Annotated in this window: 11 protein-coding genes; all 11 read left to right on the plus strand. The window is 70.8% G+C overall.

Annotated elements, in window-relative coordinates; genetic code table 11:
• Positions 1 to 14: 14 nt before the first annotated feature.
• The 11 genes from B7C62_23000 (at position 15) to B7C62_23050 (ending at position 12709) form a co-directional block, all read left to right on the plus strand.
• Positions 15 to 1280 carry a transferase gene (locus B7C62_23000; protein ID ARF74780.1) on the plus strand — a complete coding sequence of 422 codons (1266 nt, stop codon included), beginning with the start codon at positions 15 to 17 and terminating at the stop codon, positions 1278 to 1280.
• Positions 1281 to 1292: 12 nt separating this feature from the next.
• Positions 1293 to 2228 carry an N-acetylneuraminate synthase gene (locus tag B7C62_23005; GenBank protein ARF74781.1) on the plus strand — a complete coding sequence of 312 codons (936 nt, stop codon included), beginning with the start codon at positions 1293 to 1295 and terminating at the stop codon, positions 2226 to 2228.
• A gap of 10 nt (positions 2229 to 2238) precedes the next feature.
• Positions 2239 to 3273 carry a hypothetical protein gene (locus tag B7C62_23010; protein ARF74782.1) on the plus strand — a complete coding sequence of 345 codons (1035 nt, stop codon included), beginning with the start codon at positions 2239 to 2241 and terminating at the stop codon, positions 3271 to 3273.
• A 155-nt stretch (positions 3274 to 3428) separates the two neighbouring features.
• Entirely contained in the window at positions 3429 to 4664 is a 1236-nt protein-coding gene (locus B7C62_23015; protein ARF74783.1) for an N-acyl-L-amino acid amidohydrolase, read from the plus strand.
• 174 nt (positions 4665 to 4838) lie between these two features.
• The gene (locus B7C62_23020) at positions 4839 to 5882 is read left to right on the plus strand and encodes a BMP family ABC transporter substrate-binding protein (protein ID ARF74784.1); all 1044 of its coding nucleotides are present in this window, start codon (positions 4839 to 4841) and stop codon (positions 5880 to 5882) included.
• Positions 5883 to 6253: 371 nt separating this feature from the next.
• Positions 6254 to 7837: a heme ABC transporter ATP-binding protein gene (locus B7C62_23025; GenBank protein ARF74785.1), complete on the plus strand. Its 1584-nt coding sequence runs from the start codon at positions 6254 to 6256 to the stop codon at positions 7835 to 7837.
• Positions 7834 to 8949, plus strand: coding sequence for a sugar ABC transporter permease (locus B7C62_23030; protein ID ARF74786.1), 1116 nt, complete (start codon positions 7834 to 7836; stop codon positions 8947 to 8949). The genes B7C62_23025 and B7C62_23030 overlap by 4 nt, the downstream gene beginning before the upstream one ends.
• Positions 8946 to 10208, plus strand: a complete 1263-nt coding sequence (locus B7C62_23035; GenBank protein ID ARF74787.1) for an ABC transporter permease — start codon at positions 8946 to 8948, stop codon at positions 10206 to 10208. The genes B7C62_23030 and B7C62_23035 overlap by 4 nt, the downstream gene beginning before the upstream one ends.
• A complete protein-coding gene (locus B7C62_23040; GenBank protein ID ARF74788.1) occupies positions 10205 to 10627 on the plus strand; it encodes a cytidine deaminase in 423 nt (140 codons plus the stop codon). Before B7C62_23035 ends, B7C62_23040 begins: the two co-directional genes overlap by 4 nt.
• 116 nt (positions 10628 to 10743) lie before the next feature.
• Complete coding sequence (locus B7C62_23045) at positions 10744 to 12021, plus strand: thymidine phosphorylase (GenBank protein ID ARF74789.1); 1278 nt, start codon at positions 10744 to 10746, stop codon at positions 12019 to 12021.
• 97 nt (positions 12022 to 12118) lie between these two features.
• A complete protein-coding gene (locus B7C62_23050; protein ID ARF74790.1) occupies positions 12119 to 12709 on the plus strand; it encodes a restriction endonuclease in 591 nt (196 codons plus the stop codon).
• The last annotated feature ends 48 nt before the right edge of the window (positions 12710 to 12757 follow it).

Raw genomic sequence — 12757 nt, forward strand, 5'->3', positions numbered from 1 at the left:
CTTCAGGAGCTTCGATGACCCCGACCGTGACTTCAGGGGCCTCGACGACCCCCACCGTCCTCGCCGTGATCCCCGCCCGCGGCGGATCGAAGGGCGTGCCCGCCAAGAACCTCGCCGAGGTCGGCGGCATCCCGCTGGTGGCCCGCGCGGTGCGCGCCGCGCTCGGCGCCCCCGAGGTCACTGACGTCGTCGTCACCACCGACGACGCGACCATCGCGGAGGCCGCCCGCACCGCCGCCGCCCACCTCGGCGCCGCCCACCGGCTGCACTGCGTGGAGCGCCCCGCCGCCATCGCGGGCGACACCGCGACCAGCGAGGCGGCGGTGCTGCACGCCCTGGACGTCTACGAGGCCGAGCGCGCCCGCACCGTCGACGTGGTCCTCCTCGTCCAGTGCACGAGCCCCTTCGTCTCCCGCGAGGACATCGACGGGGTGGCCCGCGCGGTGGCCCGGGAGGGCGCCGACACGGCCGTCACCGTCGCCACGTTCCACGGCTTCGTCTGGCGCGACGGACACGCGGTGGAGGAGGGCACGTACGGCGTCAACCACGACAAGTCCGTACGCCCCCGCCGCCAGGACCGCCCCCAGGACTACCTGGAGACCGGCGCCGCCTACGCGATGGACGCGGCGGGCTTCCGTACCCACCGCCACCGCTTCTTCGGCCACACCGCGCTCGTGCCCACCGACCCGGCCCGGGTGCTGGAGATCGACGACCCGCACGACCTGGCCCGTGCCCGCGCGCTCGCCCCGCTCCTGGACCCCTCGCCGCTGCCCTCCCTCGCGGACGTGGACGCGGTCGTCCTGGACTTCGACGGCACCCAGACCGACGACCGGGTCCTGGTCGACTCCGACGGCCGCGAGACCGTCGCCGTCCACCGGGGCGACGGCCTGGGCATCGCGGCCCTGCGCAAGGCGGGCGTCCCCCTCCTGATCCTCTCCACCGAACAGAACCCGGTCGTCGCCGCCCGCGCCCGCAAGCTCCAGGTCCCCGTCCTGCACGGCATCGACCGCAAGGACGAGGCGCTCAAGCAGTGGTGCGACGAGCAGGACATCGCCCCCGACCGGGTCCTCTACGTCGGCAACGACGTCAACGACCTGGGCTGCTTCGCCCTCGCGGGCTGGCCCGTCGCGGTCGGCAGCGCCCATGACTCGGTACGCGCCGCGGCGCGCGCCGTCACGACCACCCCCGGCGGCTACGGCGCCATCCGCGAGATCGCGGCCTGGCTGCTGGGCCCCACCCTCACCGCTGACATCTCAGCCCCCACTGTCCCCACCAAGTAAGGAAGCACCACCATGACCAGCACCTCCCGCCTGCGCACCTTCGGCACCCGTACCGCCGGACCCGGCCGGCCCGTCTACATCACCGGCGAGATCGGCATCAACCACAACGGCGACCTCGGCAACGCCCTCGCCCTGATCGACGCGGCCGCCGAAGCAGGCTGCGACGCGGTCAAGTTCCAGAAGCGCACCCCGGAGATCTGCACCCCGCGCGACCAGTGGGACATCGAGCGCGACACCCCCTGGGGCCGGATGACGTACATCGACTACCGCCACCGCGTCGAGTTCCGCGAGGAGGAGTACCGCGCCATCTCCGAGCACTGCGCCGAGCGCGGCATCGACTGGTTCGCCTCCCCGTGGGACACCGAGGCCGTCGCCTTCCTGGAGAAGTTCGACGTCCCCGCCCACAAGGTGGCCTCCGCATCCCTCACCGACGACGAGCTGCTCCGCGCCCTGCGCGCCACCGGCCGCACGGTCATCCTCTCCACGGGCATGTCCACCCCGAAGCAGATCCGCCACGCGGTCGAGGTGCTGGGCAGCGACAACATCCTGCTCTGCCACGCCACTTCGACGTACCCGGCGAAGGCCGAGGAGCTGAACCTGCGGGTCATCAACACCCTCCAGCAGGAGTACCCGAACGTCCCGATCGGCTACTCCGGCCACGAGACCGGCCTCCAGACCACCCTGGCCGCCGTCGCCCTCGGCGCCACCTTCGTCGAGCGCCACATCACCCTGGACCGCGCCATGTGGGGCTCCGACCAGGCCGCCTCCGTCGAGCCGCAGGGCCTGACCCGCCTGGTCCGCGACATCCGCACCATCGAGGCGTCCCTCGGTGACGGCGTCAAGAAGGTGTACGAGTCCGAGCTCGGCCCGATGAAGAAGCTCCGCCGGGTCGCGGGCGTCGTCGCCGAGGCCGAGAACACCCCGGCCCCCGAGCCGGTCGCGGTCTGAGCGCCGACCGGTGAACCTCGCCTTCGTCGAGAGCCCGGTCCAGCTCCTGAACGTCCTGGAGTGGGTGCACACCGAGGGGGGAGACGATCCGGCCGCCACCACGGTCGTCGTTCTCCCCCCGGTCGACCCGATGTCGCGCGGTCAGCTGCGCCGGATGGCGGAGCTGGCCCGCGACGAGGGCATCACCGTCCGCTGGCAGGAGGCGCGCGGGGACTCCGGCGCGCCTCTCAAGGCCCTGCGCGCCCTGGCCGGACTGGTCAGGCGCGCGGACCACATCGTGATCGGCGACCCGTTCTCCCGTTACGTCCAGCTCCTGCTGACCCTGGTCCGCGCCGAGCGCCTCACGGTGGTCGACGACGGCACGGCGACCATGGAGTTCGTCGCCCAGCTGGCCCGGGGCGAGCGGCTGACCCGCTGGCACCGCAAGGGCCGGGGCGGCCCGCGCGAACTGCTCCTCACCCCGGTCACGGCCACCGCCCGCCGCCGCTTCACCCCGACCCCCCGGCACCGGGTGGAGGTCTTCACCGCGATGCCGGTCGAGCCCCCGCCGGGCATCACGGTCACGGCCAACACCTTCACCTGGACCCGCGCCCGCTTCGGCCCCCCGAGCATCGGCAAGGGCGCGGACCTGGTCGGCACCTCCCTGGTGGAGACGGGCGTGGTCGACCCCGTCCCGTACCAGGAGGCGGTCGCCTCCCTGGCCCGCACCCACGGCGCCACCCGCTACTTCGCCCACCGCCGCGAGTCCGCCGAGAAGCTCCACGCCCTGGAAGCCGCCACGGGCCTGGAGATCGTCCGCCCGGACCTCCCCCTGGAACTCATCGCCCGCCGCGGCCCCATCGGCCACACGGTGGTGAGCTTCCCCTCGACGGTGGTCCACACCCTCCCCCTGGCCCTGGCCGGCACCGGTGTGAACGTCGCGGTCTGCGACATCGCCCCGGAGTGGCTCCGCACGACGGCCTCCCCGCGCGCGCAGGGGTTCCTGAGCGGGGTCACGGAGACGGCGCGGGGGGTGCAGCGGCTGACGTCGACGGCGCACGCGTAGGAGGTCTCCAGCTCCACCGAAACCCTCCGTTATACCCACTGTCACAAGCCGTCACACACCCCCACCCCGCCTTTTGTTCCCCTGCACGGCTGAAATTTCCTAGATCCATGGCCAGTTGAGGGGTGAAGGGGCCTACCCTTCACAAGGTGAACCAGTTGAAGTCCCGCGCCTCCCGCCCCGAAGACCTGGTCGACCAGCCGGGGGGAGGTGGGCTGCCCGGCAGGCTCGGTGACGAGCTGCGGGCCGAGCTGATCGCCTTCCGCCGGGATCTGCACATGCACCCGGAGCTGGGCAACCAGGAGTTCCGGACCACCGCCGCCATCAAGGACCGGCTGGAGAAGGCCGGGCTGAAGCCGCGGGTGCTGGACGTCGGGACCGGGCTCGTCTGCGACGTGGGGGAGTGGGACGGGGTGACGCCCATGCTGGCGTTGCGGGCGGACATCGACGCGCTGCCGATCCCGGACACCAAGGTGGACGTCCCCTACCGGTCCACCGTGCCCGACCGGGCCCACGCCTGCGGCCACGACGTGCACACCACCACCGTGCTCGGCGCCGGCCTCGTGCTCGCCGCGCTCGACCGGCAGGGGCTCCTCCCCAACGCCGTACGCCTGGTCTTCCAGCCGGCCGAGGAGGTCATGCCGGGCGGCGCGCTCAGCGCGATCGAGTCCGGGGTGCTGGAGGGCGTCGGGCGGATCATCGCGGTCCACTGCGACCCGAAGGTGGACGTCGGGAACATCGGGCTGCGCGTCGGGCCCATCACCTCCGCCTGCGACCGGCTGGAGATCTCCCTCGACGGGCCCGGCGGCCACACCGCCCGCCCGCACCTCACCACCGACCTGGTCACCGCCGCCGCCCGGGTCGCCGTCGACGTGCCCGCGCTGCTCGCCCGCCGGGTCGACGCCCGCTCGGGGCTCGTCCTCACCTGGGGCCGCCTCCAGACGGGCCACGCCCCCAACGTCGTCCCGCAGCACGCCGAGCTCTCCGGCACGGTCCGCTGCCTGGACCTGAGCGCCTGGCGGGACGCAGCCGACCTGGTGCACGCCGCCGTGGACGAGGTGGCCGGAATGCACCGGGCCAAGACCGTGATCAATTACGTACGGGGCGTGCCGCCCGTGGTGAACGACGCCGAGTCCGTCGGCCTGCTGGACGCGGCGATGACCGAGCGCCGCGGATCGTATGCGATCGAGGACACCGAGCAGAGCCTCGGCGGCGAGGACTTCTCCTGGTACCTGGAGCGCGTACCGGGCGCCATGGCCCGCCTGGGGGTGCGCCCGCCCGGCGACACGCGCGGTCTGGACCTTCACCGGGGCAACTTCGACGTGGACGAGGAAGCCATCACCGTGGGAGTCGAGCTGTTCACGGCCGCCGCCCTGCTGGCCGGACGCTCTTAGAACAGCCTTAACGAACTGTTCGCAGTACATCTGTCGACCGACGCGACACCTTCTGTTCGCGACGATCCGATAACGGCTTCCGTACGTGCTCTTATCTGACATCTACGCGCGTTACGATCGCCGCGAAACCAGCGCCGGAAGAGGCGCTTCGGTCAGGTTTGAAGGAGCCTTCCCTTGCGCCGGATCACCAGGATTGCCACCGTGGGTGTCGCGTCAGCGGCCCTCGCGCTCAGCGCCACCGCGTGTGGCGGGAAAACGTCGTCGGACGCCGGTTCCGACGGTGACAAGGCCGCCATCGCGTACGACATCGGCGGCCGCGGCGACCAGTCGTTCAACGACGCCGCCTACGCCGGTCTCGCCAAGGCCGAGAAGGACCTCGACGTCGACGGCAGCGAGGCCGAGCCCTCCGACGGTGAGGGTGACGCCGACAAGGTGCAGCGCCTCACCGAGCTGGCCCGCGCCGGCAACAACCCGGTGATCGGCGTCGGCTTCGCCTACGCGCCCGCCATCAAGAAGGTCGCCCCGAAGTTCCCGAAGACCACCTTCGGGATCATCGACGACGCCTCGGTGACCGGCGACAACATCGCCAACATCGTCTTCAACGAGGAGCAGGGCTCCTACCTCGCCGGTGTCGCCGCCGCCAAGGTCACCAAGACGAAGGTCGTCGGCTTCATCGGTGGTGTCGAGACCCCGCTGATCAAGAAGTTCGAGGCCGGTTACGTCCAGGGCGTCAAGGACACCGACCCGTCGGTGAACGTGCTCCCGCAGTACCTGACGCAGCCGCCGGACTTCGGTGGCTTCTCCAAGCCCGACCTCGGCAAGGCCGCTGCCCAGGGCCAGCTCGACAAGAAGGCCGACGTGATCTACTCGGCCGCCGGTCTGGCCGGTTCCGGTGCCATCGAGGCCGCCTCCAAGGCGGGCAAGTGGAACATCGGCGTCGACTCCGACCAGTACAACCAGGCGGGCCTCGCCAACTACAAGGACTCCATCCTGACCTCGGTCACGAAGGACATCGAGGACGCGGTCTTCAACCTGATCAAGTCGGTCCAGGACGGCAAGCCGCAGTCCGGTGAGGTCCGCTACGGCCTGGACAAGAACGGCGTCGCCCTGTCGCAGTCCAACCCGGCCTTCGTCAAGATGAAGGACGTCATCGCCGCGGTCGACAAGGCGAAGCAGGACATCATCGACGGCAAGGTCACCGTCAAGACCGCCCCGTAACGGACCGGTCCGCCCGGCCGGTCCTCCGGCCGGTGACCTCCCCGGCCCCGTCCGCCCGCCCCGCCGCACACCGGCGCGGCGGGCGGACGAGGCCGCCGGGTCCCCGTCGCCCGCACCAGGGCGACGGCGCCCGGTCCCGGAGCCGTACCGAAGCGCCATCCTCAGCAGCACCCGCAGCACCGCAGTCCCGAAAGAAGACCCGAAGAAGATCCGCCTCTCGCAGCGCTCTCCCACCCGGTCCGGACCCCGCGTCCGGACTGTGACGTGCGCCTGTGTTTCACGATTCGGCAGCTCTACGCGTGTAGACGGCCCTCCGGCGCGATAACTTCACCCCGCTCACCAGAGCCCCTCCAGCCCCTCCGCCCCCGCTCCTGTCCGGCCAAGGAGAGTGCGTCATCAACGCGTCCAGCAGCCCCCCCGCCGTGGAACTGCACGGCATCACCAAGCGTTTCCCCGGCGTCGTCGCCAACCACGACATCGACATCACGATCGGCAAGGGCACCGTGCACGCCCTCGTCGGTGAGAACGGTGCAGGCAAGTCCACCCTGATGAAGATCCTCTACGGCATGCAGAAGCCGGACGAGGGCACCATCGCCGTCAACGGTGAGCAGGTCTCGTTCTCCAACCCGGGCGAAGCCATCGAGCGCGGCATCGGCATGGTGCACCAGCACTTCATGCTCGCCGACAACTTCACCGTCCTGGAGAACGTGGTCCTCGGCGGCGAGAAGCTGTACGGCATCGGCGCCGGAGCCCGTAAGAAGATCAAGGAGATCTCCGACGCGTACGGGCTCGGCATCCGGCCCGACGCGCTCGTCGAGGACCTCGGGGTCGCCGACCGGCAGCGCGTGGAGATCCTCAAGGTCCTCTACCGGGGCGCCCGCATCCTCATCCTGGACGAGCCGACCGCGGTCCTCGTGCCGCAGGAGGTCGACGCGCTCTTCGCCAACCTGCGCGAGCTCAAGGCCGAGGGCCTGACCGTCATCTTCATCTCGCACAAGCTGGGCGAGGTGCTCTCCGTCGCCGACGAGATCACGGTGATCCGCCGCGGTACGACGGTGGGCACCGCCGACCCGGCCACCACCACGACCAAGCAGCTCGCCGAGCTGATGGTCGGCAGCGAGCTGCCCTCCCCGGAGACCCGCGAGTCCACCGTCACCGACGTGCCCATGCTGCGCGTACGGGACCTCGCGCTCACCGTCACCGACCCCGACGGCACCGTCCGCGACGTCCTCGCCGGGATCGACTTCACCATCCACAAGGGCGAGGTCCTCGGGATCGCCGGTGTCGAGGGCAACGGGCAGACCGAGCTGATCGAGGCCCTGATCGGGATGCGCGACCCGGACGGCGGGGTGATCACCCTCGACACCGACGACATCTCCCACGCCCCCACCCGCAAGCGGCGCGAGTCCGGCATCGGCTACATCCCCGAGGACCGGCACCGCCACGGCGTCCTGCTGGAGGCCCCGCTCTGGGAGAACCGCATCCTCGGCCACGTCACCGAGAAGCCCAACAGCCGGGGCTGGCTGCTGGACAACAAGGCGGCCCGCACCGACACCGAGCGGATCGTGCGCGAGTACGACGTCCGCACCCCCGGTATCGAGGTCACCGCGGCCTCCCTCTCCGGCGGCAACCAGCAGAAGCTGATCGTCGGCCGCGAGATGAGCCACGCCCCCAAGTTCCTGATCGCCGCCCACCCCACCCGAGGGGTGGACGTCGGCGCCCAGGCGCAGATCTGGGACCAGATCCGCGAGGCCCGCCGCGAAGGACTGGCCGTCCTGCTGATCTCGGCCGACCTGGACGAGCTGATCGGGCTCTCCGACACCCTGCGCGTCATGTACCGCGGCCGACTGGTCGCCGACGCCGACCCGGCCACCATCACCCCGGAGGAACTGGGCACGGCCATGACCGGCGCCGCCACCGGTCACCTCGAAAGCCCGGAGGACGAGGCCCGATGAAGAAATTCGACAAGGACCGGCTGATCCTGGGCCTCGCCGGCCCGGCGCTCGCCCTGGTCGTCGCCCTCGCGCTGACGACCGTGGTGCTGCTGGCCTCCGGCCGCAACCCCTTCGAGCCGTACCGGATCATGTTCGAGTCGGCCAGCTACGTCGACGTACAGGTCCTGATCTTCAACCAGGCCGGTACGTACTACCTCGCCGCGCTCGCCGTCGCCGTCGGCTTCCGGATGAACCTCTTCAACATCGGCGTCGACGGGCAGTACCGCCTCGCCGCCATGATGGCCGCGCTGGTCGGCGCCAGCGTCAACCTGCCGGGCCCGCTGCACATCGCGCTGATCGTGATCGTCGCGATGCTCGTCGGTGCCTTCTGGGCCGGGATCGCGGGCTTCCTCAAGACCACGCGCGGGGTGAGCGAGGTCGTCTCCACGATCATGCTCAACTCGATCGCCACGGCCCTGGTCGCCTGGCTGATCCTGCCGAAGAACTTCGGCGAGCAGCCCCCGGGCTCCAACAACCTGACCACCGGGGAGATCCCGGAGTCCGGCTGGTTCCCGGGTCTGCCGATGGGTGACGGCGGCGAGATCTACGGCTTCACCTTCGTCGCGGCGGGCTGCGGCCTGCTGTACTGGTTCGTCCTCAACCGCACCCGGTTCGGCTTCGACCTGCGCGCCACGGGCGCCAGCCAGAGCGCCGCCCAGGCATCCGGTGTGGACGCCAAGAAGATGATCCTCACCTCGATGCTGATCTCCGGCGCGGTCGCGGGCCTCGCGGGTCTGCCGACGCTGCTCGGCGACACCCACACCTACAGCCTCGACTTCCCCACGGGCATCGGCTTCACCGGCATCACCATCGCGCTGCTGGGCCGCAACAACCCGCTCGGAATCGCGTTCGCCGCGCTGCTCGTCGCCTTCCTGGACAAGTCCTCGGCCTCGCTCGACCAGTACGGGTACGAGAAGGAGATCGCCACGATCATGCAGGGCCTGATCGTGATCTCGGTCGTCGTCTCCTACGAGCTGGTCCGCCGGTACGGCATCCGCCGCCAGCAGCAGAAGGTCGGCGAGGAGCTCGCCGCCGGACACGCCATCAAGACCGAGAAGGAGGCGGCCCTGTGAGCACCAGCAAAGCCATCGCCGCACGCCCCGCCCCCCAGAAGGGCGGCCGCCGCAAGCTCACCCTGCCCGTCGTCCTGCTCATCATCGCGGGCGGTCTCGCGCTCGTCTCCCTGGTCCGCCTCATCAGCGGCGCCGAGGACATCACCTCGGTCGGCCAGGTCGCCGGTGCCCTGGAGCTCGCCGTCCCGATCGGCCTCGCCGGACTCGGCGGCCTGTGGGCCGAGCGCGCGGGCGTCGTCAACATCGGCCTCGAAGGCATGATGATCCTCGGCACCTGGTTCGGTGCCTGGGCCGGGTTCCAGTGGGGCCCGTGGATGGGCGTCCTCTTCGGCATCCTCGGCGGCTGCCTCGGCGGCCTGCTCCACGCGGTCATCACCGTCACCTTCGGCGTCAACCACATCGTCTCCGGTGTGGCCGTCAACATCCTCGCCGTCGGTGTCACCCGCTACCTCTCCAACTTCGCCTTCGACGGCGTCCAGGGCGGCTCCTCCAAGCAGTCCCCGCGCCTCGAACCGATCGACAAGATCACCGTTCCGGGGCTCTCGGACTGGATGCAGGACCTCCAGCAGCAGCACTGGTTCCTGATCTCCGACATCGCGGGCATCATCGGCGGCCTGGTCACCGGCCTCTCCCTGCTGACCCTGCTCGCCCTGCTGCTGATCCCCGCCACCTGGTGGATTCTGTGGCGCACCTCGTTCGGGCTGCGGCTGCGCTCCTGCGGCGAGTCCCCGGTGGCCGCCGAGACGCTCGGCGTCAACGTGTACAAGTACAAGTACATCGCCGTCACGATCTCCGGCGGGCTCGCGGGCCTCGGCGGCGCGTTCCTCGCGATCGTGGCCACCGGCATCTACCAGGAGGGCCAGACCGGCGGGCGCGGCTACATCGGCCTCGCCGCCATGATCTTCGGCAACTGGATGCCGGGCGGGATGGCGCTGGGCGCCGGACTCTTCGGCTTCACCGACAGCCTCAAGCTGCGCGGCGGCGCGGAGAACGTCCACGCGATGCTGCTCCTGCTGGCGATCCTGCTGGTCATCGCGGTGTTCTGGCAGCTGTACAAGAAGAAGTACGTCGCCGCGGTGATCTCGGCGGCCGTCTCGGCGCTGCTGTTCACCTGGTACCTGCTGACCGACCAGGTCCCGAGCCAGTTCGTCGACGCCGCCCCGTACGTCACCACGCTGCTGGTCCTCTCGCTCTCCGCGCAACGGCTACGGATGCCCAAGGCGAACGGAATCCCCTATAGGAAGGGCGAGGGCAAGTGACCTCGCCCGCCCCGGAGCCCGCCGTCCTCTTCGGCGAGGCCGACTGGGAGGCCCTGCGGGTCGCGGCCCGGGACGCCATGTCCCGGGCGTACGCCCCCTACTCGGGCTTCCCGGTCGGTGTCGCCGCCCGGGTGGACGACGGCCGCACGATCACCGGCTGCAACGTCGAGAACGCCTCCTACGGCCTCTCGCTCTGCGCCGAGTGCGGCCTGGTCTCCACCCTCCAGGCGACCGGCGGCGGCCGCTTGACCCACTTCACCTGCGTGGACGGCACCGGGTCGGTCCTGGTGCCGTGCGGCCGGTGCCGGCAGCTCCTGTACGAGTTCGGCGGCCCCGGACTCGTCCTGGAGACGCCCGACGGGCGCCGCACGCTGGACGAGATGCTGCCGCAGTCGTTCGGCCCGCAGCACCTCGGCTGAACCCGCATTCTCCGGCGGTGGCCCTTCCCTCCGAGGAAGGGCCACCGTCCTTTCCCCTCTCTATGCGCGTAGAGTCAACGAGGACTCTTGCGTACGCACCGGCCGGAAGGACTCCCATGGACGCCATCTCCGTCATCCGCACCAAGCGGGACCGAGGCGAGCTGACCCCCGAGCAGATCGACTGGGTCATCGACGCGTACACCCGCGGCGAGGTCGCCGACGAGCAGATGTCCGCCCTCGCCATGGCGATCCTGCTCAACGGCATGAACCGCACTGAGATCGCCCGCTGGACCGCCGCGATGATCGCCTCCGGCGAGCGCATGAACTTCGACGCGCTCTCCCGCCCCACCACCGACAAGCACTCCACGGGCGGCGTCGGCGACAAGATCACCCTGCCGCTCGCCCCGCTGGTCGCCGCCTGCGGCGCCGCCGTACCGCAGCTCAGCGGCCGGGGCCTCGGCCACACGGGCGGCACCCTGGACAAGCTGGAGTCCATCCCCGGCTGGCGGGCCCACCTCTCCAACGAGGAGATGCTGAACGTCCTGGACACCACCGGAGCGGTCATCTGCGCCGCCGGTGACGGCCTCGCCCCCGCCGACAAGAAGCTGTACGCGCTGCGCGATGTCACCGGCACCGTCGAGGCCATCCCGCTGATCGCCAGCTCGATCATGTCCAAGAAGATCGCCGAGGGCACCGGGGCGCTCGTCCTGGACGTCAAGGTCGGCTCCGGCGCCTTCATGAAGACCATCGAGGACGCCCGCGAACTGGCCTCCACCATGGTCGCCCTCGGCACCGACAGCGGCGTCCGCACGGTCGCCCTGCTCACCGACATGTCGACCCCGCTCGGCCTCACCGCGGGCAACGCCCTGGAGGTACGGGAGTCGGTCGAGGTCCTGGCGGGCGGCGGCCCCCAGGACGTCATCGACCTGACCCTCGCCCTGGCCCGCGAAATGCTGGACGCGGCCGGGCTGAAGGACGCCGACCCCGAGAAGGCCCTGGCCGACGGCTCCGCGATGGACGTCTGGCGCCGCATGATCTCCGCCCAGGGCGGCGACCCGGACGCCACCCTCCCGGTCGCCCGCGAGCAGCACATCGTCACCGCCCGCTCCTCCGGCGTCCTGACCCGCCTGGACGCCTACGACGTCGGCGTCGCCGCCTGGCGCCTGGGCGCGGGCCGGGCCCGCAAGGAGGACCCGGTCCAGGCGGGCGCGGGCGTCGAACTCCACGCCAAGCCCGGCGACACCGTCACCGAGGGCCAGCCCCTGATGACGCTGCACACGGACACCCCGGAGAAGTTCGACTACGCCCTGAAGGCCCTCCCGGACGCGTACGACATCGCCCCGGCCTGCACGTCGTTCGCCCCGCTGCCGGTGGTGCGGGAACGTATCGCCTGACCTGCGGTTTCCTCGTACGGGTGAACGGGACCGGTGGACTGCCACCGGTCCCGTTCGGCATCCTGGAGTCGGTGACGTACCGATAGAGGAGACCGCCATGAGCGCACTCACCGTCGACCCCGTGCCGGGCCCCGGCCAGGACTGGGACGACCTCGTCCGGATCTGGGAGGAGACGGACGCACCCGAGGGCTGCAAGGTGGAGATCATCGAGGAGATCGTCACCGTGTCGCCGCCGCCCTCCACGGACCACAACGTCACTGCGGAGCTGCTTCAGCGCAGCCTCTACACCGTCATTCCGCCGGAGTGGGGGATCTATCAGACCCTCGGTGTCTCACTGCCCGGCCGGGGTGGGCTCTACATTCCTGACCTTGTCGTCGTGCCCCGCTCGGTGCTCTCCGCGCCGGGGCACCACGTGCCCGCCGCCGAGGCCCGCCTCGTCGTCGAGATCACCTCCCGGGCCAACGCCAACCACGACCGCATCAGCAAAGCCGACGGCTACGCCAAGGCCGGGGTGGAGCTGTTCCTGCTCCTCGACCCCTGGCACTCCGGTCGGCCGACCGCGACGCTCTACGGAGAGCCGCAGGGCGGTACGTACCGGGTGCTGCAAGCCGTCGAGTACGGCGGGAGGATCAGCCTTCCCGAACCGTTCGCGCTGGACCTGGACACCGGCGTCTTCCCGACCGGCTGACGCTCGGCTCCGGCGGCTGCCGGGTACACGCGAGCGGCCCGCCGCACG

Source organism: Kitasatospora albolonga (assembly GCA_002082585.1).
Lineage (GTDB): Bacteria > Actinomycetota > Actinomycetes > Streptomycetales > Streptomycetaceae > Streptomyces > Streptomyces stephensoniae.